This is a genomic window from Pantoea sp. X-Soil-YNGN-785 (assembly GCF_059730585.1).
Genome location: NZ_AP035942.1, coordinates 1,975,602 through 2,000,236, shown reverse-complemented (window position 1 = coordinate 2,000,236; position 24,635 = coordinate 1,975,602). Strand labels below are relative to the sequence as shown.

Below are 24,635 nucleotides of genomic sequence, written 5' to 3'. Positions count from 1 at the left end.
GCCCTTTCACCACTCTCTGGCAAACCGCCTGTCAGCTATGCTTATCTGACAGGCTTATCAAGGGAGTAAGGGTATGAAGTGTCCGGGATGTGAAGGAGAGGCGTTTGTTTACGCCACGCGTGACGTCAGTCTTAATACGGGTAATCCCGATGATGTCGTGCCGGATGTGAAGGGTGATCACTGCATTCGCTGCGGCGCGGTGATTATGAACGCCGGAACGTCGGAATTGTACCCCGAAAAGGCGGAAGCGCTGGAGAATGCAGGCGTGCCTGTTAAATGATACAAAGAGCCCGCTTAGTGCGGGCTTTCGTTTTTATTCACCACTTGAGAAACTCTTCAAAACGGGCCTGGTTATCCACTAACCATGCAGGCAAATATTCCTGCGTTACTGGCCGGATCACCATTTTCCGGGGTCGGTTCCAGATATCAATATTCTGCTCAACGCAGTGCCGAATATGATCGGGATTGTTAAACTCAGGGAGATTATTTTCTGTGTGAGAAATGGTCTCCATCTTCTCACTGATACGGGCGTCGGTCATTACCCATGAGAAGTGCCAGCCAGCGTTTTCAACTGTTCTGGTACGCATCTTCAGCAGCTTCCAGCGCCACCAGCTGTCTCTGATTGGCGTACCCTTGCGTTTAACGTTGCGTAACAGCTCTGGCTGGCCTCTGAAAAAATGCTTCAGATTCTTCATAGTGGTCATCTTTGGCAGGCGGCAGAGACGGGCAGAGCCATCGTCATTAAGAACCTGAACGTTAAACTTATAATTATAGAAGTTATGGTACAGCGTCGTGCAGAGGTGGCGCGGGCTGAACTGTTTCAGGGCTTCAGGGCGGGGGATTTCATCTACATCCGATACCATGATGATATCGTCGTCCTCAGCGAAGTCGAGGCCGCGCATAATGGCGTTGCGCGCTATCGTCTCATTTTCCCACGGATCGGATTCACCGGCTTTCACCATAGAGCTGCCAGACACGAAATTATGCTGATGGATCGTCGGTACTGAGTCATTAACGACGTAAATAATTTTCTCGCGAAATGCCGCAAACTTTTCGATATTAAAACTGAGTCTTTCTCGACGCTTACCAGTAAAGGTATAGAGGGATTCAACAATGACGAACTTATCAACATGTTCATAAAGCGTATTGAGTCGAAGCTCAAGAAGCATGTCTTCATCGTAGTAAAGGAAACAATCGTAAATCATTGGCTAACGAACCTTCCTGGTATAATTTTAAAATTATTTGAAACAATTATACCGCATGTTAAGCGTAAATTTACTTTTTCCTTACGTTATCTGTACTTTTTGATGCGGTTAATCTGCAACACGTACTCCACACATCAGGCCTTTGGGGAAGTTTCATACAGGTAGCAATTAGGTCATGCTTAAATATTAAACATAGTGCATGCTCACAAATTGAAGATATAAAAAAGCCTGCACAAGGCAGGAAAAATCGTTACAAGGCAATGTCCATCTTTTGATAACACGCAACGAGTAAGTTGTGTGATGGTGGCACCGTACAGGAGAAACATTAGGTTTACTCTGGGAACGGAAATCACAATCACATCAATCTGGCTGCTGGAGTGCGTTATGGATGCCAATCGCTATGCCCTGAAAATAATCCCTTTACCGCCCACTTTTCCCGATGCCGCCAGTCCGGTAATGTCTGATGACACACTGCATCGCCGTCTGGCTGCCATTATTCAGCGGATGCAGCAGCAGCAGATTACGCAGCTGATTATCTATGCCGACAAAGAGCACGGCAGTAACTTTGAGTACCTGGCGGGATTTATTCCGCGTTTTGAGGAGGCGCTGCTGGTGGTGAATCAGCAGGGCGGGCTTACTTACATCATGGGGAATGAGAACCTCAAGCTGGTGCCTTTCGCCCGCAATCCGGGACGCTGTCTGCATGCGCCGGTGTTTTCGTTGCCCAATCAGCCAATGCATGGGGATCAGCCGCTGGATCAGCTGTTGACAGAGGCAGGCATTAAGGCAGGTGAACGCACTGGCCTGGTGGGCTGGAAGCTGTTTACCGGCAGTCAGCATGAGTTATTTGATCTGCCGCAGTTCGTTTATACCGCAGCGGCTCAGGCGGCGGGGGGCGATGTCCATCTGGTTAACGCCACCGGATTGTTTATCTCGCCAGATCACGGTGCGCGTTGCGTTAACTGCGCCGATGAAGTCGCCTTTTATGAGGCAGGAGCCAATCTTGCGTCAACCGCGATGCTGGCTGCGCTGGAGAGCGTTGCGCCTGGCGTCACAGAGAAGGCGTTGGGCGCACGGCTGAATGCAGAAGGACAGCCAAACAGCGTCATCACGATCGCCGCGACGGGCGATCGTTTCGCTCAGGCCCGGCTCTATCCGTCAGACAAACAGATTTCAACTGGCGACAAACTTTCACTGACGGTCGGCTATAAAGGCGGCCTGACCAGCCGCTCTGCGTATGTCGTCAGTGAGGCTTCTGAGTTACAGTGTAACGTTTCTGACTGGTTAACCCGGCTGGCGATCCCCTATTATCATGCGGTCGTCAGCTGGCTGGAGCAGTTGCGAATCGGGATCACCGGCCGCGAACTCTATACGCTTATCGAAACGGTATTGCCCAAAGCGCAATATGGCTGGCATCTCAATCCGGGGCATCTGGTCGCTGACGAAGAGTGGCTGAACTCGCCCATCTATCCCGATTCAGCGGTGACCCTGAAGAGCGGAATGCTGTTGCAGATTGATATCATCCCATCGGTACCGGGTTATGGCGGCTGCAGTATCGAAGATACGGTCGGACTGGCAGACGCGGCATTGCGTGACGAGCTGGCGAGCCGTTTTCCGGAAGTCTGGCAGCGTATGACCCGCCGCAGAGACTATCTGACCGACGTACTGAAAATCCGGTTGCCGGAGGAGGTGATTTTGCTCTCGAACACGGTAGGGTATCTGCGCCCTTTCTTGCTGGATAAGCAGCGTGCGCTGGTGCGGCAGTAAGGTATTGATTCGCTCTGGACAATGCTGTCTGGCCTGATAAGTTAATCAAATCGTAAATCTGCCTATTCTCAGGAGTATTGATGCTGGATATTGTGCATTTTCCGCTGTTCGTCGCGTCGGTCGTGCTGCTTTGTGTTACGCCTGGCCCTGATCTCGCCTATATCATCGGTCAGAGTATGGTCAGGGGACGACGCGCCGGGATCCTTTCGGCGACCGGCGTGGCATTGGGCAGTTGTACGCATGCTATTGCCAGTGCACTGGGATTAACAGCACTCATTGCGGCTTCACCGCTGCTGTTCACGGTCATTAAATATATCGGCGCGGCCTACCTTATCTATCTTGGCGCTAAAATGATGCTATCAACCTTTGGCGTCAGTAAAGAGCGCCCGCTTGACGTTCAGAGCAATATGGCTGAGGTCGAAACCCGACGGTTGATGCTGCGCGGTTTCATTACTTCAATAACCAATCCCAAAGTATTGTTGTTTTTCATCGCGTTCTTCCCTCAGTTTGTGGTGATTGAGGGCGACCATCATGCGATCTCATTTCTGGTGCTGGGAATGGTCTATGCGCTGATTGGCGTCATGATTGATGTGTTGTTTGCTATTCTGGCCGGCGGTGCTGCAGGTGCTGTGGCAAAAAATCAAACGCTGCGAAAAATGCTGGATCGCGTCGTGGGTGCCACCTTTATCGGGTTGGGAATTCGCCTTGCATTGACACGGCGCTAAGGCAGTTGCGTGCTTAACAGAATCGCACACTCATCTCTTATTACCGGCCGCCTCAGGCCGGTAATAATTTGTAAAATTTAACTGAGAGTAAAACGCAGGCGCTTCTGTCAGGATACGCGCCTAAGAAAGTTCCTGGTTGCTCTCATTCGATGAAATGGTTTACCAAAAACGCGGTTTTGTTTGCCTGCAAAACCTCTCTTGCCGCGTTTATCGCACTCTCTGTGGCGCTGTTACTTAACTTCGAAAAACCGGCCTGGGCGCTGACCACCGTGTTTGTCACCTCACAACTCTATGCCGCCTCGACCGTCTCGAAATCGCTGTTTCGTCTGATGGGCACGCTGCTCGGCGGCATCTTTATTTTGCTGATCTATCCTGAAACCGTGCAGTCGCCGGTGCTGTTCAGCCTCTGTGTGTCGCTGTGGGTGACGGTCTGCCTGTATCTTTCTCTGCATGACCGCACGCCGAAGAGTTATGTCTTTATGCTGGCGGGTTACAGCGCAGCGATTATGGGCTTTCCTGACGTGGATACGCCGTCGGCGATCATCAACACCGTGATTTCACGTATTGAGGAGATTACGCTGGGGATCCTCTGCAGCACGCTGGTTCACCGGCTGGTGTTTCCGGTGTCGATGCACCATCTGCTGGGGCAGAGCGTCAATCTCTGGTTTCAGAACGCGCGCAAACTTTGTGATGAACTGATCAGCGGGATGGCAAAGAACAAATCGCTGGAGCGGGAGGATATCCTGATCCAGATGGCGGGCTATCCGCTGAATGTTGAAACGCTGCTGACCCACTGCGTCTATGAGGGCGAAGCGGCGCGTAATGTCATCCGTCTGGTCAGCGTGCAGTATCAGCATCTGACCTATCTGCTGCCGACCCTGACCGCGATTGAGGCACGGCTGGGCGTGCTGGCCGAACTGAATATCCGTTTTCCGCAGTGCGTCACCGATGTGTTTCAGGCATTTTTGCTGTGGCTGCATCATGACCGGATTAACGACATCGCCGGGCTGCGTGAGGCGACTGCCGCCAGTCAGACCACCCTGGAAAATCAATGGCGGGCAGGGCTGCTGGCCACCGAAGAGAGCCTGCTGCTGATCGGCCTGCTCGAGCGGATGGCTAACTTTGTCCGTATTGCCGATGCCTTTGAGAACGTCAGTGCGCGAGCCGGGGATCTCTATAGCCACGGGGATGGGGCGGCGATCCGCAATATCCGGGAACACCGGCACATCGATAAGGGGCTGCTGAGACTCTCTGCGCTGACCGCTTTTCTGGCGACCTTTCTCTCCAGTCTGTTCTGGATTGGCAGCGGCTGGGCTGACGGCGCAAATGCGCCTCTGATGGCGGCGATCATCAGTTCATTCTTTGCCGGTGTTGACTCCCCGGTAACACCCATGAAACTGTTCGTGAAAGGGGTGATGGTTGCGCTGGTGGTCAGTCTGTTCTATATCGCTTTCCTGATCCCGCAGGCCAATACTTTGCAGGCGCTGATGATCTGTCTGCTGCCGGGTCTGATGCTGCTAAGTCTGATCATCGCTAATCCGGCGACCAATATGGTGGGGCTGAGTGTCGCTATTCAGATCCCTGGCTTTATCGGCCTGAGCCATCACTATGTCCCGAATCTGATCGTCACTCTGAATGCAGCCATCTCATCGATGGTGGGGATTATGTTTGCGGTGGTGCTGACGGCGCTGATCCGTAACAAACGACCGTCCTGGATTGCCAGAAGAGCGGTGCAGCGGGGACTACGCGATCTGTTAGGGTTTATCAAAATGGTGGAGCGCAATTCGGCCACGCTGCTGTCACGCCAGCAGTTTATTGCACGGATGCTCGACAGGGTGAACGTGATTCTGCCGCGCAAACGGCTCGATCCGGTGCCGGATATTGTGGTGGGTGGGTATCTGATTACCGAAACCTGGCTGGGTGCTAACTGCTATGACTTTTACGCACGTCATCGAGAGATGCTGGAAGGGCATCGGATTGAGAGTGGACAGATGTTTCACGAGCTGGCGCTCTATCTGAAACGCAAGATGAAGTCGCTACAGCTAACGCCACATCAGGATTTGCTGGATGAACTGGACCTGTTACTGCTGCGGCTGGAGCCGATTGCGCGACAGGAGAGTGTTGCAGTCGCACCGTTAATCCATCTGTTTAATATTCGTGTTTCTCTGTTTCCACATCAGCGCTGGCCGGAGTAAAGCGTAGAAGAGTCGCTGGTAGCGTAGAGAGAGACGTGAACAGCGCCCGGAAGATATAAAGGAAGTGTATTTTAGTTACATCATACATTATCTCTTTATTTAAAACAGAGCAGGCATAGTGCCTGTTTGTGTGGTCTGTCAGTAAAAAAGGCAGGGCTGAGGGGAAGGCAGAGATAACGAAATGGTAATTTAAGCTGACATTGTACCGATTTAAAATCAGTGTGTTGCATACTATTTCCTGTGAGCAAGACACAGATATTATCCTGGGTATTCAGGTACGACGCGCATCCCGCCGCGCCTGAAGCCAGTAATAAGAACAGGGCGCACGTATCTTCAGGCGGGCTAACTGTTTCCCTGTGGCTGGAGCTGATAAATCCACGCGGTGTAATGCTGATTATCCCCGGCAGAGACGCGAACTTCGACGCGATCATAGCCATCTTCAAACGCATCCAGCATCGGCCAGTGCGCATCCAGCTGGTCAGAGACAAACAGATAGCCCGGCACATCGGGGCCATGCTCATCCAGTACGATGCCGGGGAAATCAGCCGCCGCACCCCAGCCACGCTCGTAGAAGGTTCCGTTCACCGAACCGGCCAGCCATTCTCCGCCAATGTTTTCCAGGATATGGGCATTTTCGCGGCCCGGGCAAAGCGTGCCATAGACAAATAAGCGTTTCATTTTCTCTCATCGTGGAATCCGTCGAAGCCAGCAACTTTAACGTGCCGTCATCCGGTTGTCTCGCAGAACCTCGATGCTGCCCGACAGAGTCAGCCAGTAGCAATCCCTGGGTAAATTCTGCCAGCTATCAGACACACCTGATACGCAGAATTCACGTAGCGGCGTCTGTGACAATCGCAAAGTGTGACTTTTGGGTGTTCTGAATGTGTTAGCTGACGGCACTCGCGTGCCATTACTTAAAGACAGTCGCGTAATTAACCGGAATGCCCTGGTCATTGATCACCGCATAGCTCACAGAATCCCCGGATTTCAGCGTGGCGTCACTGTTCAGTTGCAGATCGGACTGTGGGGCAATCATCAGGTTTTTTATAGATTGTTGACCTTTAGGATTGACGTTCATGCTCATGAACCACGGCGTTGGGTTTGTTATCGTGATTTTATTTCCCGACACCGCGAAACGGATCTTTTCCGGATCGATGGTCATTGGGGCATTGAGTCCTGCAGGCCGGACAAAGATTTTCAGCCGGATTCTCAGCGGCAGCACCACTTTGCGCTCAGCCACGCTTAACGCTTTTTTCAGTGCCGGAATCTGGTAAATATTTAACCAGAAAAGGCTCTCTTTATTTGCGGGTAACGTCTGCCGCGATGTGAGCATCAGACGCAGCGAGCGCATTTCTCCGGGAAACATTTTTACCACCGGCGGAATAACAATAATCGGCGTGATGCTGGCATCAGGTGAAAGGGTAAGGTCACCATCGTCTGTCCAGATTTGCAAAAAAGTTTCGTTCTGGCCGCTGTTAATAACATTAATTGACTGGGTCAGATCCGACGGATTAAAAACGATCCGGGTTTTATCTACATTAACCACCGCCCACACGCTGGTTGAGAGCAGCAGGCCAGATAATACGATGAGATTACTGAAAACTAACCACAACCTGTAATTGTGCATTGACTGTTCCTGCTGTAATCGTTTGTCCACTGATTGCTTCAAGTGAAGCCGTAAAATCGCCACTGTAAATATCGCTGCCGCCTGAAGAGATTTGCGACGTGAGATCTTTATAGGCATACCAGCCACGGCCGTTACCTGTGCCGGTCAGGGTTCTGTCAGGCAGTAAATTCAGCACCATATTATGGCTGTCATAAATCTTTATCCCGACGCCGGCGGCGGCAGCGCTGCTGCCATAATGTGAATCCAGCAGCCAGGTTAATCCGCCGCCAGCAGTCGTCAGTCCCAGATTCCTGGCCTGCGTCACCGCATTTGACTGGTTAACGAGAAAGCCCATAGCGACATTTGCTGAGGTGGTTGTCGAGGTTGAGGTGCCGGATAGGGCGCCAGATTCACACTGGATGGTGACGGTAAACGGGGCCTGACTTTTTCCGCCAGCGGCGAGCGTGTTCACGCTTACGGTAGGCAGCAACACCACCGACGGATAATCCAGGACTTCGCACAGCGCACCGCGTACATAGGTGACATTCGAGTAGGTGCTCCATGCAGCAGGCCAGTTACGGTACCAGCCATACCAGTATGAGAGACTATCCTGACCCACCTTCAGATTATTGGTATCCAGGCCCGGCCCCTTAAAGGCAATGTAACCGCGAGGTTGTGTCCAGGTGTCCACATAACGATTACTATTGCTGGCGTAATAGCGGGTAGAATCTATTTTAAACATCTCATACAACACATTGCTGAATGCACTGGCCGGAATATAGATATAGGTACCATCGGAATACCAGTCACTGGCCGTCAGCTGCCGGGCTTTCCAGTAGCGACTGTAATACTCACCGGTTGAAAGGTTAGTCAGCCTTACGGCAACGTTGGCGGCCACATCATAATAAGCGCCATCCACTTCAGACGTAATATATTGCCCGGCATAGGGACTGTCGCCATTAGTGGCATACATTTCATACAGACTGTCTGCATCTGCCACGGCGCAGCGATAAAGAATCTGGTTAGCCGAGTAGGAAACATTGCTTGCAGATGTCAGAAAGCTGCCCACTGAACTGGCCAGTAACGTGCCGGAGGGCTGAAAAGTCTTTCCGCTATTGATACTTATCACGGAAGGCAGCCCTACATTACCTGAGCAGGTATCACAGGCGCCGGTCCAGTATGCGGCGGTATAGCCTGCCGCAATCGCGCTCTGAGAAAGAGCGGAGGTGGCGGTGACAACACTGCAATTGGCCCAGGCGGAGATAGTAAACAGTAATAAAAAAACAGGCAGAAGTAATTTTTTGATTCTCACACAATTAACCCTTGCGGCAGACGGCATCCAGGCGAACAATATCCTCATTCACCCGACCGGTTATTTGATAATTAACAAAGCAGGTTTTATTGCCTTTGTATTGCCAGTTGACTTTTAAGGTTCCCGAGTCATGCGGAACACGTGCATATAACTGACCACCCTGACCGATAATTCCTATTACGGTATTATCAGCATCACGAACCTCTGTACCCATTGGCGGAATATCATCATCTTCATTCTTGAGTGCGATCAATACCGCTTTACCCTGCAAGGTGGCAAAATTAATACGTGTAACGGAGCCGGCATAAGGCACAACGCGCTGGCTGCCGCCGCTTAATTCAGCATCAGCATTCATATAACGCGTGTCCAGACTGACAGTATTGGCCTGATAAGGGGTCAGTGAAGGCAGGATGGCATAGCCGAACCGATCAATAACGGCACCCTGTCCATTGCGCACGCTGGCTCCCTGAGCGCCTTCCGCATGAATAAGTGCAAAGGTGTCGCTGGTATAGGGCCCGGCAGTGACGCCGCCAGGGTGGATCAGTAACGTACCAGAGAGCCCTAATCCCGCCTGGCGATAATTGTCACCCTGACCATAATTCGCTCTGATTCCACCCATACGCGTGTTCTGCTGAACATTTCCGCCGAACGAGGCACGGTAACTACCGCTATTTTGGGTCTGTTCGGCACCCCCATAGAGAGACCAGGAGAGCTGATTATTCTCGCCAGACGAACCAGTCAGAGAGAGAGTAGAATTACGTGTTTCTTTAGACTGATTGTAATTATAAGCAACTGAAGCCGTGTTATTGGCCCAGTTAAGCGGAACCGAAACATTCAGGGCAATAGTATTTTCGGTATATTTCTCCCGCCAGGTGTTATCGCCGTCATCCAGCCTGCCCCCATAACGATCGTAGTTCCAGGTTGTGCGCTGTCGGGCGACGTTGAGGCCATAACTGATGTTTTTCCAACTGTTGTTATAACCAAGCTGAAGCTGAGTAATACGTGAACGGTTATTATAGTAATCCGCCGTGCTGGCGCTCAGGCTGAGTAAGCCATAATTCTCCATTGACTGACTCAGGGTCACGGAGAAGTTATTACGCTGATGCAGCGTATCTGAGTAGTAACTGATGCCATTGTCCTGCTGACGCCGGACACCCAGCACATCCTGCAGGTCGCGGTAACCGCTGGTTGAATAACGATAAGCCGCCAGCACAAGGTTGGTTCCGGTCGCAAAGGTTTTACTGTAACTCAGCTCGGCGCGCCATCCCGTGGCGTTGCTGTTTTGATCGACCCTGGCATCGGAAAAGATGGTGTTCAATCCCACGGCTCCCGCCGAAGAGGTCCAGACACCGCCAAGCAGCCAGGCCTGATAGTCCTGAGCCAGTCGCGAACCCGCTGTTGCAGTCAGGCGGTTACTGATACCGCGCTGCAAAAGCCCCTCGAAGAACGTGTTATTCACCGAGTAGAACTGACGCACCCGGCCTAATGCCAAAGAGTAATGCCAGTTTCCCGGCCTGACCGAGTCAGGAACAGAGGCATAGGGAACGGTAAATGATGACGTTTTTCCATTGGCCTCTGCCACCTCAACATCAAGATCGCCCTGGCTGCGGGTATTATACAAGTCGTTGATAACAAATGGCCCGGGCGCAACGCTGGTCTCATAGATAACGCGATTCAATTGCCGGACGATAACCCGGGCACTGGACGAGGCCATGCCACGAATCTCGGGCGCATAACCACGCCGACTCTGGGGACGCATCCTTTCATCGGTGGTGAGTTTGATACCGTTGTAAGCCAGACTGCCAAACTGTGAGCTCTCTGTGTAGCTGTCGCCTAAGGTCAGCAGACTGTCCAGCGGTTCAATGGGGCGCTGCAGCCAGGTTCTGACGGTAGTGTAGCGAATATCGCTGCCGGTCACGTTATTGTCGACAAACCGGAGATTGCCCTGGTGGCGCAGTTGCCAGTTATCAATATTGGTACCCGCCGTCATACCACTCCAGAGATACTGATACTGGTAGCCGGATGCGGTATTTTTGGTCCAGTTGTAGTTCGTATTGTGCCGGATGAAGAGGGCTGTAATCCCTTTGTCCCATTCGGCGACGGGGATAGTCCCGCGAGGAAGATGGATTAATTCAGCGTCCGGAATCGTTAATTGCAGCCGCAGTGAAGCCTGATCGAATTGCCAGCGCGCTGACGATGACCAGTGATTTAAAGGCTGACAGCCATCGCTGGCTATGGATTTGTTGAGTGACCTGAGACGCAACGATTCTGCCACCGCAGGGGAAAGACAGGGTTCAGCAGGCTGACCATTTTCTTCCGGAAGAAAGGTGAGGGCGACGCCACTTTTAATCAGCTTATTATTAACATAGATATCCACATAATAATTGCCAGGCGTGATATTGTGCTGATTAAATTGATCGATATTCTGACCAAAGGCAGAACCTTTGAACAGCGAAGGATCAAAGTAGTACTCATCCGCGTGTCCAGACATTGAAAAAGTGAATGATGCACAGAATGGTAAAAAAAGGAGGCAAATATTACCAGGCTGAAATCGGATACTTTTCACTGACTTTTGCTCCCTGGTCATTCATCGCTGAAAGAGAAACCACGCTGTTATTGGATGGAAACTGAATTGCGCTTTTACACCTGACTGTTTTTTTAGAATAAGGGGCAATCATGTCAGCATCGCAGACAATTTCTTTTCCTGCTGTTTTTATTGCAACGTCTGTAAGCGAAAGATACCAGGGCCGAATGTTATTGATCTCAACCCCCTCTTTTTTTATTGCCACCTTTAATCCTTCGAAAATATTATCCGGCTGACTAATCCCTTTTGGCCGGTAAAAAATCTTCATCCGGTTACGTAACATTAAAACCATGCTATTACGGCCTGATTCATCCTGAATATTGGCAGGGGGAATCTGCAAACAATTAAACCAGAAGACTGTCTCACGATCCTGGGGCAATGAGATTTCAGGCATGAACCTGATTCTTAAAACCTGACCGGTAAGAGGCTGAATCCGAAACACCGGGGGTGTCACAATAAAAGGCGCATCACTTTTTTCGCCTGGCTGCGAATCCATATTGCCGTTATCAAACCAGGTCTGAATAACATAAGGAATTCTATCGTTGTTCTTTAACTGAACATCGACGGAGATCGCGTTACTCGGGTAAATTATACGGCTACCAAGAATAGTGACGCTCGCCTGGACTTTATCCGAAATAAACGTGATTAAAAAAATGATAATTACAAATCTTAATGGAAACAACATAATGCGCGAAGCCATATCGAATATTTCAAGCGTGGCGTGCGTATCCGGTTTGCCAGATACGCACGGAAAATATTACTGGTAAGTCACGGCATATTGCAGTGATGCGGTTACCGTCCCTGCAGTGGGTGTGCCTGCGGCGTAGTAGCGGGCAGAGTAGGTGGCTGAGCCTGAAGTTTCACCCGCCTGTAGCGTCATATCGCCGCTGCCAGCGTAACCACTGGTCAGATTGATAACCGCATCCTTTGGATCGAGGATTTGTACTTCAACATTTTTTGCTGTGCCGGTATTGGTTAAGTTACCGGCAGAACTGACATTATTGCCGACAAATACCGTCGAGATTTTCGTCGTCTTAGTGCTGTCACCGGTACAGCCGCTCACGCCCACGGTGAAGGTGGTATCACCCGCAGTCGTGCCAGACGTTGCAAGGTCCGACGTGCTCACCGTTGGTAGCAGAACGACAGGGGATGCATTATTACCGTTTACCGACACTGAACAGGTTTCAGCGGTGACTTCGCCCTGAAAATTGATGGTGTTATCTGAGGCAGCGAATACGCTTCCCGACACCAGTGCAGAACTGACCAAAACAGCAAGACTGCGCGATCTGATTTTCATCTTCATTTAATACTCCTTTATCTTCTTTATGCGGAAAACAATTGATTCAGGCTGATGCCCATTTTCCTGCGAATCGCATCTTTGATGTTATAAACGCGCTTCTTTTCAACACCCATTTCACTGGCAATAATCGTCAGTGAAAGCCCGCTTGCCGCCAGGTCAAGAAACTGAACTTCATCCTGATTGAGTGGATTAACTCTTTTCCTGATTTCAGCTTTCAGGCCGAAATAACAGCCATTGATTTGTTTACTTATCTCGTCAAGAGACTGGTCTGCACGAATGACAGTTTGTATTCGCAAATCTTCTTTTTGCCAGTACGCCGCAAGCGGTTCCATAAAGCGATCGCTGACGACAATGAGCATTAACCCGGTGTTTTTTAAATACTCAATCCAGTTGCTGTTAGTAAAATACCTGACATTTCCTCTGGAGAAGTCAACAAAGACGCATCCTCTGCAAAAGATACTTTCATATTTTCCAGCCACCATATTCAGCAGGGATGAAGAGAAAAAATGATTTCTTCCGGGCCAGGTGGTAATTTTTTGCAAAGGACATCGGTTATAAATGTCTGATGCGCGATGGGTGAGATCACAGCCATATTTGCAAGTGGCGCAGCGAATTTCCTCTCTGGTTATCTTTTTCATAATATTCTGGTGTGGTTGCGAGAGTTGTGATTATTTTATCGATAAAAATCTCCGCATTTCAAGGCGATGAAAATTACCCGCTATTTTGTGCATTCGGATTTTTCTTAAAGAGTAACCTCCAGGTCTGGGCGTAAGATTTGTTGAAAATTCGGGACAAAAATGGATTCCTATCCCTTAGCATCGCTGCGGGACCAGGATTTTTTTACGTCCATTAGGAATATTTGGCAAATAAGGCCACTTTGATCAATAAAAATTCCGCACTCAGAGCTAAATCTGCGTGAATTTTGATCAGTGCATTTTTTGTATTTAGCAGCCTGCAAACAGGTGCTGTTAAATAAATACAGGGTTAATTTTTCTTGTGCTGCCTCCTTATTTCATTTTCGATGACGCGACATTAATCTGGCTTGATAAAATTTGATGTTGATATGTAATCGCTAACAAATCACTTTAATTAAGAAAATTCCTGGTAAAAATTATGTTAATTGAGCCCTCTGGCATAAATATTGATCTAAATCAGTTATTTAGCATACGGATACATCGCTATTTTTAACTATGTCATTAAAAGAAAAGAGAGATAAAGTTATTTTCTGATCGCGGGGCATTATTCAGGTTTTGTATAAAACAATGGATTGTATCGCGTGAACATTTACGCTTTTATTTACTGACACACTGAAATGAAGCGTGAGCACCGGCTTGACAGTCAGGCAGAGCAGGGACTTTTTGCCTCTTGTTTGCGTGACATTGATAGTGCTGAATCAGTCACCATGCGACTGACCACAAAGTCGTTTCCTGGCAGCAAGGTTATACAGGCTTTTTCGATTGTTTCAGGATTTACGTAGCGACCTGCGGAGTAAACAGAGCGTGATTGTGCATCGGCGTGTTTAAGGCCATTTTTTTAACGTTGCCAATGCGAGAGTATGTGGAGACGCATCTACTGCATTTCTGTGACCATCAGCAAGGGTAATGGCGATAACTTTTGCGTAGCGACGTCATGTTACAAAGGCAAAATGCATTTATCAGATGAAATCGGTGATAATGGTCTGATACATCAGGCGTTCGAACAGACAGCAGTCTCTGAATGAGCCTGAGCAATGCATTCGGTCAGTTGCAGAAGGTAAAACTTGTTGTCGGCCTGCAAATCTCAGACAACAGAGAGAACTGATAAGAAGCGCGCGAGAAGTTGTTGCAGAAACTGTGCAGCGAGGAAAGCCAGTAAACTTTATGATCGTCGCGGACCAGAGAGCGTGGCGCTGAATGCTCAGGCGGGTGTCGTGATGCTTTCAGACAGATTTGCTGCAATGTGGCTAACAGCCAGAATCAACAGAAATGGAGAGCCGGCCAGACAAAATACCGCCAGACTTCAGGCCGCAATGAGCATGCGCATAATGTATATTATGTTAAATAAGGTATTTAATTCCTTCTTTCAGCCTGCATCTCTTCTGGCAGATTTAAATGCCCTGACGAAAAGACGCCTCCCCTGACCTTCGCATGCGAATTATCAGTTAAGCAGCTTAAGATAGAGATCGTAATTCTCTGCATCGAAACAGACTAAGTTAACGTTCTCGAGTGTGCGGTTCTCAGCGATGCAATGTTTAATGACATCTAAGGCAATCGTCGCGGCACGTTCTTTAGGAAAACCATAAATCCCTGTGCTGATATTTGGAAACGAGACCGTTTTAATACCGTGATAGTCGACAAGTTTAAAACAGCTCTGGTAAGCACGTTTCAACAGTGCATCTTCGTCATGTCGTCCATCGCTCCAGCGTGGGCCAACAGTATGGATGACATAATCCGCAGGCAAATTACCTGCGCCAGTTATTACGGCATCACCGACCTTGCACCCACCCTGACGGTTACGGATTAACTGACACTCCGCCAGAATCACAGGTCCGCCTGCACGATGGATTGCGCCATCTACACCACCGCCACCCAGTAACGAAGAATTGGCTGCATTAACAATCGCTTCTGCGGATACCTTAGTGATATCACCCTGAATTACAGTTATTTTTTTCATCTGATCCCACCTGTTTACTTTAGTTATATGACCGAACCTGCTGACGTTGCATTTCTTTGTCGTCATGACTGAAAATTTGCGACGCATTCGAATATAGCCTGAATTTAGTGAAGCGCAGCCGAGCCAGTTAAGACGATTTAGTCAACAACTCAGGAACGAAAGATAAACTGGCAAACATATTAAGGGATACATTGCCTGCGGTCTGTCAATGACGCCAAAAATACGTGGGCTTTCTCAGTTAGCAAAAAAACGAAAAATAAAAAGATGCCGGAAGGATTATCATCCTCCTTCCGGCACCCTGAATGCGGACAATGATTTAGTCTCCTGCCTGACCAGAGGCTTTATTAATCGCCGACTGCAACATCTCTTCCATCGCACCGCCTGGGTAAATCGTCACCGTCTCTGCAGTCGCACCTGACAGAGGCATAACAATCATTGCTGGCGTTCCCTGAAAACCGGTATTTTTCGCCAGGATATCCGTACGGGACAATGTGCCGAGCATATCATTGCTTTTTAACTTACCGGCACCGGCTGCAGACGCTGCCTTGGTGATATCTTTCTGTGTCAGCGCGCCCTCGACATGACCACTGGCAAATAGCGAATTGTGGTATTTCATATAGGCATCACCGCCCTTTTGCTGCCAGATTCTTAAACCTGTTTCGGCCGCCTGGAAAGAGGGTTTCCAGCGATAACCAAAAATGGGCCACTCTTTGAAGATAAAGCGTACCTGAGGATTATTTTTCATCAGCGATTGAATGATGGGCGCCTGTCGGGCACAGACGCTGCATTGATAGTCGAAAAATTCTATTACCGCGACTTTTGCATCCTCCGGCCCGATAGCAGGCACGGTGTTATCATTCAGCAGTTCGTCCTGATGCTGTATGGCTGCGGTGGTCATCGCTTTCATTTGCTCATCATACTGTATTTTTTGCAGTTTCTGATCCACTTCAATCAGTAATTCAGGATGCTTCAACAGATAAGCTTTCGCCAGCTCACCAATACGCGCTTCCTGTTCTGGCGTAAACGGTGGTTCAGCAACTGGCGTCTGCGAGAATTTTTGTGTGGCATCCATATCAGTTACTGCTGGCTGTGGCTCACTCTTTTCTGCCACGGAAGCGGCCTCAGCAGACGGATTAACAACCGGTGAAGGCTGATCGATCTCAGGCTGTGGCTGAACCGGCGCAGAAGCCGCAGCTTCCTGCGATACCGGAGCGGCACTGGCTTCTGGCACAGCCGCAACAGATGGCTGCTCTGCCGAACCCGGATTGGATGGCGTTGTCGCCACAGAATCATCCGCTTGCTGCGATGCCTCATGAGTTGCTGTAACGGCTGGCGCTTCAGAACTGGCTGGCTGCTGATCCGGCTGGATAAGGGTATTCACAGCGGGACCAGCAGCCGTTGATTCTGCCGCCATTGCCGTCGAAACGCTGGTACCACCAGCCAGTAACATCATGGCCAGCGCCAGTTTATTCATTCTCATTGGTTGTCGTCCTGAAGGTGGGATTACTCACGTGTGATGGCGATGTCGGCAGCGCCGCGCTGGGTATTTTCATTAGTGGGTTCTGTAACTCATTGACTCGCGTCATATAAAACCGATTTAAACCTGTTGCCGCCCTGCTTTCTCTGCGGGATGTAAGGGAAATTTAACCTGGAGCCCCTTTTTCGTGGTGAGCTATAACCGCATTGATGCTGAACAATATATTGAAAGAGTTTTTGTATGATGTAACTAAAGTCACATCCCTCTCTCAGAAATTTCACATTTCCCTCGACGAATTATCCCTTTGACCTCAGGCACATTACTCTCTCAGCACTGTCACCTGACCTCAAACAGTCAATAAAGGAAACATTGATGAAAACTTCATATGCTTTGATTGCTACATTACTGATGACCTCTGGCGCATCCGCTCTCGCAGCCCAGCCGGCTACCGCGAAAAACCCGCTGAGCGTGCACGTTCTTAATCTGCAGACAGGCCAGCCAACAGCCGGTATTGAAGTTGAACTGGATCAGAAACAGCAGGATAACTGGGTGAAGCTGGCGTCAGGCGTCACCGATAACAACGGTCGTATCAGTGCCCTGTTCCCGCAGGACAAAACGGCCAGCGCAGGCAGCTACCGCGTCGTATTTAAAACCGGTGACTTCTATAAAAAGAGCAACCAGAAGACCTTCTTCCCGGAGATCCCGGTTGAGTTCAACATGGAAGCGAACGGTGAGCATTACCATATTCCGTTACTGCTGAGCCCCTTTGGTTACTCCACCTATCGCGGCAACTGATGACCGTCCGGCACTCAGGTGCCGGATTCCCCCTCTCCCGCGACACGTTCCGGAAAACGGGCCACCAGCCAGTCGATGAAGACCCGTAACCGTTGCGTCACGTGCCGGTTTTGCGGATAGACCAGATGAAACGGATAGCCCGCGGGACGCCAGTCGCGCAGGATCTCCACCATCTCACCCCGCCGCAGAATCGATGACAGCGAATAGCTGAACGTCTGAATAATCCCCAGCCCTGCCAGTCCCGCGGCCAGATGCCCGTTACTCTCATTGACGCCAATACGATGCGCACTGATGATCTCAATTTTCTCTTCCTGCCGTTCGAACCGTAGCGGAAATGGCTTGCCGGTTAGCGGCGAAAGGTAACTCACCAGCCGGTGCCCGTTACGCAGTTCATCAGGATAGGCAGGCACGCCAGACGCTTTCAGATAGGCGGGTGTCGCGCAGGTGATCAGCGTGGCGTGACCAATCAGTCGGGCGACCAGTGAAGAGTCAGCCAGGGGACCGCCACGGATCACACAGTCAACGTTATCGCTAATCAGGTTGACCGGACGATCGGAGACGCCAAGGTCGAGCGTAATATCCGGATAGCGGGCAAAGAAGTCAGGCAACAGCGGGATCAGGATATCCCGCGCGGTCGATCCGCCGATATCGACACGTAAATGCCCGCGCGGCTTACTGCGCAGCGCATTGAAACAGGCATCGATATCCTCCAGATCGTGCAGGATACGCAGTGCCTTCTCATAGTATTCCCGCCCCTCCGGGGTAACGGTCACGCGTCGGGTCGTGCGCTGCAGAAGTCTGATGGAGAGATGCGCTTCCAGCTCCTGAACCAGCTTGCTCAGCGTGGCTTTCGGCATGTTCAGCGAGTCCGCCGCGCGGGTAAAACTGCCGCTTTCCACTACCCGTGAAAAGGCTTTAATCGCCAGCAGCTGATCCATTTATGTCCCCTATTATCCACCAGCATGGATAGTCATTTTCATTTTTGCGGATTTATCCGTCAATCCTGCTCTTTTACAGTAGCCATCAGTCCGGCAGCCCCGCTGACCGGGAAGAGATAAATCTGTTAATGCCACCATTCGGAGAAACGCTAATGAACGCATCACTTGCAGGAAAAATTGCGCTGGTAACAGGCGGAACCAGCGGAATTGGCCTGGCCACCGCACGGGAACTGGCGGCACAGGGCGCGCAGGTATTTATTACCGGCCGGCGTCAGGCGGAACTGGATGCTGCGGTCGCTGAAATCGGCGGAACCGTCAGCGGTATGCGGGCCGATGCCTCTCAGCTGCACGATCTCGACAACGTTTACTCCCGCATTGCGGCGCAGGCCGGACGGCTGGATATTCTGTTCGCCAACGCCGGAGGCGGCGACATGCTGCCGCTGGGCGCGATTACTGAAGAGCACGTTGATCGGATCTTTGGCACCAACGTGCGCGGCGTGCTCTTTACTGTGCAGAAAGCCCTGCCTCTGCTGGTTGATGGCGCGTCAGTCATTCTGACCGGATCAACCGCTGCTTCACAGGGTACAGCGGCCTTTAGCGTATACAGTGCCAGTAAAGCGGCGGTGCGTAACTTTGCCCGTTCGTGGGCGCTGGATCTGAAAGATCGCGGTATCCGGGTTAATGTCGTTAGTCCCGGCCCGATCCGCACGCCGGGGCTGGGTGGTCTGGTCAGTGAAGATCAGCGTCAGGGCTTGTTTGATGCGCTGGCCGCGCAGATACCGCTTGGCCGACTGGGAGAACCGCAGGAAGTGGCCAGAACCGTTGCTTTTCTCGCGTCAGATGCCGCCAGCTTTATCAATGCGACAGAGCTGTTTGTCGATGGCGGAATGGCGCAGGTCTGAGTGCTGATAACAGACCCTGTTGCGACGGCAGCGGGGTCTGCATCTCACTGGCTAAGCGCAGCGGTGTACTCAGCTAAGCCCAGCCGCAGTCATAAAAAGTCACGTTGCAATCATCCCGCCCGGTCAATCCCCCGCTATAGTTATTGCCTGTCACGTCCGTCATAACACCATGGAGATAACATGAGCCAACTTTTTTCTTCTGTCTCACTGGGCGAACTTACGCTGGATAACCGCATTGTGATTGCGCCGATGTGCCAGTACTCCGCTGAAGTGGGTAATGCCACTGCCTGGCACCGTATCCATCTTGGTCAGCTCTCGTTTTCCGGCGCGGGTCTGATGATTATCGAAGCCACTGCCGTCGAGGACATTGGTCGTATCTCTCCCGGCGATTTGGGCTTATGGAATGATGACAATGAAGCCGCGCTGAAAACAGTGCTGGAAGATGTGCGCCGCTACTCCTCTATCCCGGTGGGTATTCAGCTTGGCCATGCGGGCCGCAAAGCATCATGCGCCGTGCCCTGGGAAGGCGGTAAGCAGATTGCGCCAGATGCCGGCGGCTGGCAGACCGTGGCGCCGTCAGCTGTGAGCTACAGCGAGGGTGAAGTGAAACCGCTGGCGATGAGCATTGACGATCTGCAGCGGGTAAAACAAGCCTTTGTCGACAGCGCCCATCGCGCGGTACGCCTGGGCATCGAGCTGATCGAAGTCCATGCCGCACACGGCTATCTGCTGCATCAGTTCCTGTCGCCGCTGTCGAATCAGCGCAGTGACGAATATGGTGGTTCGCTGGAAAACCGTATGCGCTTCCCGCTTGAGGTGTTCAAAGCCGTCCGTGAAGCCGTACCCGCGTCCGTGCCGGTAGGCGTGCGCATTTCCGCTACGGACTGGGTTGAAGGCGGCTGGGAAATTAAGCAGTCGATCGCCTTCTCACGTGAGCTGGAAGCGCTGAACTGCGCTTATATCCACGTCTCAAGTGGAGGTCTGTCGGAAGATCAGAAAATCAGCGTCGGGCCAAACTATCAGGTGCCATTCTCTCGCGATATCCGCGAACAGGTGTCGATTCCGGTGATTGCGGTTGGCCTGATTACGGAACCGCAGCAGGCGGAAGGTGTGCTTCAGCAGGGAGATGCCGATCTGGTCGCTCTGGCGCGCGGTATTCTCTACGATCCACGCTGGCCATGGCACGCCGCGGCTGTGCTGGAAGGTAAAGTTCAGGTTCCGCCTCAGTATCTGCGCTCTGAACCGCACGATGTTAAAGGCATTCTGACGCAGGATCAGTAAGCTTTACGGGCAGAACGCATAGACGGCGCTCTGCCCGCTTTCTTATAAAATGCCTTTGAGTCGCAGATGCTGCAGCAGCATGATGGTTTTAGCATCCACAATCTCACCCTGGTCAATCGCCTGCAACGCCTGGTCGAAACCGATCTCCAGCACCTCGATATCCTCACCCTCTTCCGCTATCCCGCCGCCTTCACCGCTGCGCTGCTGGTCGTCATACTCAGCAATAAAGAAGTAAAGCTTTTCCGTCACCGAACCGGGGCTCATAAAGGCTTCAAACACCTTCTCAACGCGGCTGACGCGAAAACCCGTCTCCTCTTCCGCTTCAGCAACAATGCGCGCTTCCGGCGAGGCGTTATCCAGCAGGCCCGCGGCCGCTTCAATCATAAATCCATCATGCCCGTTGAGGAAAACCGGAAAGCGAAACTGCCGGGTCAGCACTACCGTGCGTTTGTCGCGGTTATAGAGCAGGATGACTGCGCCGTTGCCCCGGTCATACGCTTCACGGCTCTGCTCCTGCCACTGGCCATCACGGCGCAGCAGCGAGAAGGTATATTTCTTCAGGGTATACCAGTTATCTGACAGCAACTGCTCACTGATGATGCGCACACGGGATTGGTTCTGCTGCATGGTGCTCTCCAGGATAAGTAGACAGCCCACACGCTATCATGCAAAATCGTGCACATTCAAGAAAAAACACGCAAAGGAAAGAGATGCTATCCAGCCAGCGTAAACAGAAAATCCTTGCCCTGCTCGCTCAGGAAAAACAAGTGCAGTCGCGCGACCTCAGCCAGCGCTTCAACCTCTCTGAGGACTCTATCCGCCGTGACCTGCGTGAGCTGGCAGCGGAAGGTTTATTGCAGCGGGTGCATGGCGGTGCGCTGCCGGTTTCCGCTGCGCTGGGCAACTTTGAAACACGCAAAAGCATGCAGGCTGCGTCAAAGCAGATCATTGCCCAAAAGGCGGTTTCGCTGATCCAGCAGGGACAGATCGTACTGATTGATGGCGGGACCACCAGCGCGGAACTGGTGCGACAGTTACCTGCAACGCTGAGCTTTACCGCCGTCACCCACAGTCCCAGCGTGGCGCTGGCATTAGCCAATTATCCACTGGTGGAGATCATACTGATTGGCGGACAGCTCTATAAGCATTCAGTGGTGACCGTGGGCGCGGCGATGCTGGAGTCGATCAATCGCATTAATGCCGATCTCTTTTTTATGGGCGTTACCGGTGTGCATCCGGCTGCCGGACTGACTACCGGCAATTTCGAAGAGGCGACGGTGAAGCGTGCGCTGGCAGGACGTGCAGCAGAAACCGTAGTGCTGGCGTCAGCCGAAAAGCTGAATTCCGCCTCAGCCTTTGCCATTGGCGACTTGTCGCTGGCCAGCACGCTGGTTGTAGAAACGCAGCCGGACGACGCGCTGCAACAGGCGCTGAGCCAGCATAGCGTAACGATCATCTGAGATCGTAGCAGGCCTGCAAAGCCAGATGCGGGCCGGTCAGTGGTCGTCGGGGCGCGGGAAACTTTTGGGCAACCGGCGTCATTGAGCTTTGCGCCAGGGCCACCGCAACGGCGCCCTGCTGATACGCCTGCTCTGCGGCTGCCGCGATCAGGGCAAAATAGCGTGTTGTCTCCCCCGCTTTAAACGCCGCCCATGCGTCCTCCACCAGCGCAACCTCTGTCTGGCTGCCGGGCTGGCAAAAGAGCGCTCGCGTCGCCGCCAGCGTTGATTCTGCCGCACAGAGCGCCACCCTCGGCCCCGTATGACGCTGCAGCGCCGCCGCTAACATGCCGTCGGTGCGCATGACACGATCCTGCACGGAGAAATCATCGGCAACCGGTCCCAGCGTGGAACAGGTAATCAGTACGGCATCAAACTGCGGCAGCATTGCTTTGATCAGTTGCGCGATACGGCAGCGTAACTCCGCCGTCATCCCGCCGCTGCGTTCCGCCTCGGCCAGCAGCGAAGGCATCACCAGGTGATTTAGCGGCGAGCTGTCACGCGTAAGTCCGCTGGCGGCATCATCAAAGATCGCGATATTGCTGGCAGCGGTGTGGAAGCAAAGAATATTCAGGGTGAGTTCCTTTTCTGATGGGTGCAGGGTCAGCGTGTGGGTTGCCACAAGCCATGCTGGATAACGACACGATAACCATCCTTGTCGATAAATGTCACGCCCTGCTGATCCCAGTAAGGATTAAAGGATGACACCCGCTGGAAGCCTGCGTCATCCATAGAAGTACAACGAAACAGCCAGTCTGGCTGGTGGGGAATGTAAAGCACCAGCAGATCGTCTTCCGTTGGCGCTGGCCGGACGGGATGGGTATGACAGAGTGTGAATTCGAGATGCCAGCCCAATCCCTCCGCGCCCAGCATCACACCACTAAAACCCTGATGATCGGTAAACTCACCGATTTCCTGCAACCCCAGCCCGTGGCAATAGATCTGACTGCTTTGTTTCAGATCAGTCACAGGTCGGGCAATACGCAAATGCTGAGTAGTCATGGTTCTCTCCCTGTTCAGTTCACTGGTATTTATCACACTCTTCAGCGCTTCCTGTGATCCTGGATGCTAACAACCGCCCAGGCAGTTCCATCAAACGACCGTATTTGCAAATGACGCAAAATCCGCTTACCGCTCACAGCGCTAAATGCATTCCCGCCGCAGTCATCTACACTTTCCCGGTATTCATATGGCAATGCCCAGTGCATCGCCCGGCTATAAAAGGAAGACAATATGACTGAACAAGCAACCCAGAACCATGCATGGTTACTGGCTTCACGCCCTCACGGTGAGCCGACCAAAGAGAATTTCCGCCATGTGGCGCAGCCCATCCCGGAAATCAAAGAAGGCGAAGTGCTGCTGAAGACTATCTACCTCTCACTCGATCCCTATATGCGTGGCCGGATGGACGACGGTAAATCTTACGCCGCGCCGGCAGAGCTGGATCAGCCAATGGTCGGTGGCACCGTCTGTCAGGTCGTCGAATCGAAAAACAGCAACTTTAAAACCGATGACTGGGTGCTGGCGCAGAGTGGCTGGCAGGAGTATGCCGTCTCCGATGGCAAAGAGATTGCGAAGCTGGGCAACGATCTGCCGCATCCGTCATGGGCGCTGGGCATTCTCGGAATGCCAGGCTTTACCGCCTACATGGGTCTGATGGATATCGGTCAGCCGAAAGCGGGTGAAACCCTGGTCGTCGCCGCGGCAACCGGTCCGGTAGGCGCAACAGTAGGTCAGTTAGGTAAGCAGAAAGGCTGTCGTGTCGTCGGTGTCGCAGGCGGTGAAGAGAAATGCCGTTACGCGGTCGATACGCTGGGCTTTGATGCCTGCCTTGATCACCACAGTGCCGACTTTGAAGAGCAGCTGAAAAACGCCTGCCCGGATGGCATCGATATCTATTTCGAAAATGTGGGTGGCAAAGTGTTTGATGCGGTATTCCCGCTGCTTAACACTGCCGCGCGTGTACCGGTCTGTGGCCTGGTCTCCGCTTACAGCCAGCGTGAACTGCCTGAAGGCCCGGACAGAACCTCACTGATCATGGCGGGCATTCTGAAGCGCCGTATCCGTATGCAGGGCTTTATCATCTTCCAGGATTACGGTGACCGCTATCCGGAGTTCCTGGAGGCGATGCGTCCTATGGTGGAGAGCAAAAAAATCCACTATCGCGAGCACATGATTGAAGGGTTAGAGAACGCACCACAGGCGTTTATCGATATGCTGAATGGTAAAAACTTCGGTAAAACCGTGGTGAACGTCGGCGCATAATGGTTAGCGTGCCACGTCACTGACGTGGCACGCTGCATTGAATGCAGTATCCCTATCCCCGCAGTATGACCTCTCTGGCCTCAGGCCCGCGCGTAACCCAAAGACTCTCCAGCAAATCAGGCACACCTGTCA

Annotated in this window: 23 protein-coding genes; 9 read left to right on the top strand and 14 right to left on the bottom strand. The window is 51.8% G+C overall.

Features of this window, described 5'->3' with window-relative positions:
- The first annotated feature begins 73 nt into the window (after nt 1–73).
- Nucleotides 74–280 (top strand): type II toxin-antitoxin system MqsA family antitoxin, encoded by a 207-nt coding sequence (locus tag AC6I8E_RS09320; RefSeq protein ID WP_013357880.1) that lies wholly within the window; start codon nt 74–76, stop codon nt 278–280.
- 37 nt (nt 281–317) lie between these two features.
- Here the strand turns inward: AC6I8E_RS09320 and AC6I8E_RS09315 are convergent, their stop codons facing one another.
- Nucleotides 318–1,205: a glycosyltransferase family 17 protein gene (locus AC6I8E_RS09315; protein WP_195858088.1), complete on the bottom strand. Its 888-nt coding sequence runs from the start codon at nt 1,203–1,205 to the stop codon at nt 318–320.
- A gap of 384 nt (nt 1,206–1,589) precedes the next feature.
- Between AC6I8E_RS09315 and AC6I8E_RS09310 the strand changes: the two genes are divergently transcribed.
- From AC6I8E_RS09310 to AC6I8E_RS09300, 3 genes are all read left to right on the top strand, one after another.
- Complete coding sequence (locus AC6I8E_RS09310) at nt 1,590–2,972, top strand: M24 family metallopeptidase (protein WP_201251786.1); 1,383 nt, start codon at nt 1,590–1,592, stop codon at nt 2,970–2,972.
- Nucleotides 2,973–3,052: 80 nt separating this feature from the next.
- Nucleotides 3,053–3,697, top strand: a complete 645-nt coding sequence (locus tag AC6I8E_RS09305; RefSeq protein WP_013357878.1) for a LysE family translocator — start codon at nt 3,053–3,055, stop codon at nt 3,695–3,697.
- Nucleotides 3,698–3,846: 149 nt separating this feature from the next.
- A complete protein-coding gene (locus AC6I8E_RS09300) occupies nt 3,847–5,892 on the top strand; it encodes an FUSC family protein (protein WP_497823905.1) in 2,046 nt (681 codons plus the stop codon).
- 342 nt (nt 5,893–6,234) lie between these two features.
- Here the strand turns inward: AC6I8E_RS09300 and AC6I8E_RS09295 are convergent, their stop codons facing one another.
- The 9 genes from AC6I8E_RS09295 to AC6I8E_RS09255 all read right to left on the bottom strand — a co-directional run bounded on the left by AC6I8E_RS09295 (nt 6,235) and on the right by AC6I8E_RS09255 (nt 16,826).
- Nucleotides 6,235–6,570: a gamma-glutamylcyclotransferase family protein gene (locus AC6I8E_RS09295; protein ID WP_095707193.1), complete on the bottom strand. Its 336-nt coding sequence runs from the start codon at nt 6,568–6,570 to the stop codon at nt 6,235–6,237.
- Nucleotides 6,571–6,802: 232 nt separating this feature from the next.
- A complete protein-coding gene (locus AC6I8E_RS09290) occupies nt 6,803–7,582 on the bottom strand; it encodes a fimbrial assembly chaperone (protein ID WP_497823904.1) in 780 nt (259 codons plus the stop codon).
- The gene (gene stbD, locus AC6I8E_RS09285) at nt 7,485–8,837 is read right to left on the bottom strand and encodes a fimbrial usher protein StbD (RefSeq protein ID WP_081917127.1); all 1,353 of its coding nucleotides are present in this window, start codon (nt 8,835–8,837) and stop codon (nt 7,485–7,487) included. The genes AC6I8E_RS09290 and stbD overlap by 98 nt, the downstream gene beginning before the upstream one ends.
- On the bottom strand, nt 8,815–11,301 hold the full coding sequence (locus AC6I8E_RS09280; RefSeq protein WP_497823903.1) for a fimbrial outer membrane usher protein: 2,487 nt from the start codon (nt 11,299–11,301) through the stop codon (nt 8,815–8,817). Before AC6I8E_RS09280 ends, stbD begins: the two co-directional genes overlap by 23 nt.
- 46 nt (nt 11,302–11,347) lie before the next feature.
- On the bottom strand, nt 11,348–12,094 hold the full coding sequence (locus AC6I8E_RS09275) for a fimbria/pilus periplasmic chaperone (protein ID WP_497823902.1): 747 nt from the start codon (nt 12,092–12,094) through the stop codon (nt 11,348–11,350).
- A gap of 57 nt (nt 12,095–12,151) precedes the next feature.
- Entirely contained in the window at nt 12,152–12,697 is a 546-nt protein-coding gene (locus tag AC6I8E_RS09270; RefSeq protein WP_033783104.1) for a fimbrial protein, read from the bottom strand.
- A 20-nt stretch (nt 12,698–12,717) separates the two neighbouring features.
- Nucleotides 12,718–13,332, bottom strand: coding sequence for a helix-turn-helix domain-containing protein (locus AC6I8E_RS09265; RefSeq protein WP_013357870.1), 615 nt, complete (start codon nt 13,330–13,332; stop codon nt 12,718–12,720).
- Nucleotides 13,333–14,830: 1,498 nt separating this feature from the next.
- Nucleotides 14,831–15,346: an O-acetyl-ADP-ribose deacetylase gene (locus AC6I8E_RS09260; RefSeq protein WP_013357869.1), complete on the bottom strand. Its 516-nt coding sequence runs from the start codon at nt 15,344–15,346 to the stop codon at nt 14,831–14,833.
- A 316-nt stretch (nt 15,347–15,662) separates the two neighbouring features.
- Nucleotides 15,663–16,826 (bottom strand): thioredoxin domain-containing protein, encoded by a 1,164-nt coding sequence (locus AC6I8E_RS09255; RefSeq protein ID WP_147789227.1) that lies wholly within the window; start codon nt 16,824–16,826, stop codon nt 15,663–15,665.
- 369 nt (nt 16,827–17,195) lie between these two features.
- Between AC6I8E_RS09255 and uraH the strand changes: the two genes are divergently transcribed.
- Nucleotides 17,196–17,618, top strand: a complete 423-nt coding sequence (gene uraH, locus AC6I8E_RS09250; protein ID WP_013357866.1) for a hydroxyisourate hydrolase — start codon at nt 17,196–17,198, stop codon at nt 17,616–17,618.
- A 14-nt stretch (nt 17,619–17,632) separates the two neighbouring features.
- Here uraH and AC6I8E_RS09245 read toward each other — a convergent pair whose 3' ends face one another.
- A complete protein-coding gene (locus AC6I8E_RS09245; protein WP_147789228.1) occupies nt 17,633–18,556 on the bottom strand; it encodes a LysR family transcriptional regulator in 924 nt (307 codons plus the stop codon).
- 152 nt (nt 18,557–18,708) lie between these two features.
- Between AC6I8E_RS09245 and AC6I8E_RS09240 the strand changes: the two genes are divergently transcribed.
- Both AC6I8E_RS09240 and AC6I8E_RS09235 read left to right on the top strand, forming a co-directional pair.
- Nucleotides 18,709–19,458, top strand: a complete 750-nt coding sequence (locus tag AC6I8E_RS09240) for an SDR family oxidoreductase (protein WP_013357864.1) — start codon at nt 18,709–18,711, stop codon at nt 19,456–19,458.
- A 180-nt stretch (nt 19,459–19,638) separates the two neighbouring features.
- Nucleotides 19,639–20,739: an NADH:flavin oxidoreductase/NADH oxidase gene (locus AC6I8E_RS09235; RefSeq protein ID WP_147789229.1), complete on the top strand. Its 1,101-nt coding sequence runs from the start codon at nt 19,639–19,641 to the stop codon at nt 20,737–20,739.
- 42 nt (nt 20,740–20,781) lie between these two features.
- Here AC6I8E_RS09235 and AC6I8E_RS09230 read toward each other — a convergent pair whose 3' ends face one another.
- Nucleotides 20,782–21,366, bottom strand: coding sequence for an NUDIX domain-containing protein (locus AC6I8E_RS09230; RefSeq protein ID WP_013357862.1), 585 nt, complete (start codon nt 21,364–21,366; stop codon nt 20,782–20,784).
- 83 nt (nt 21,367–21,449) lie between these two features.
- Between AC6I8E_RS09230 and AC6I8E_RS09225 the strand changes: the two genes are divergently transcribed.
- Nucleotides 21,450–22,199, top strand: a complete 750-nt coding sequence (locus tag AC6I8E_RS09225) for a DeoR/GlpR family DNA-binding transcription regulator (RefSeq protein WP_147789230.1) — start codon at nt 21,450–21,452, stop codon at nt 22,197–22,199.
- Here AC6I8E_RS09225 and AC6I8E_RS09220 read toward each other — a convergent pair.
- A complete protein-coding gene (locus AC6I8E_RS09220; RefSeq protein WP_261985086.1) occupies nt 22,192–22,860 on the bottom strand; it encodes a glutamate racemase in 669 nt (222 codons plus the stop codon). The genes AC6I8E_RS09225 and AC6I8E_RS09220 overlap by 8 nt on opposite strands.
- Complete coding sequence (locus tag AC6I8E_RS09215) at nt 22,842–23,240, bottom strand: VOC family protein (protein ID WP_095707203.1); 399 nt, start codon at nt 23,238–23,240, stop codon at nt 22,842–22,844. Before AC6I8E_RS09215 ends, AC6I8E_RS09220 begins: the two co-directional genes overlap by 19 nt.
- Nucleotides 23,241–23,471: 231 nt before the next feature.
- On the opposite strand from AC6I8E_RS09215, the gene curA reads away from it, so the two are divergent.
- Nucleotides 23,472–24,503, top strand: a complete 1,032-nt coding sequence (gene curA / locus AC6I8E_RS09210) for an NADPH-dependent curcumin/dihydrocurcumin reductase (protein WP_095707204.1) — start codon at nt 23,472–23,474, stop codon at nt 24,501–24,503.
- The last annotated feature ends 132 nt before the right edge of the window (nt 24,504–24,635 follow it).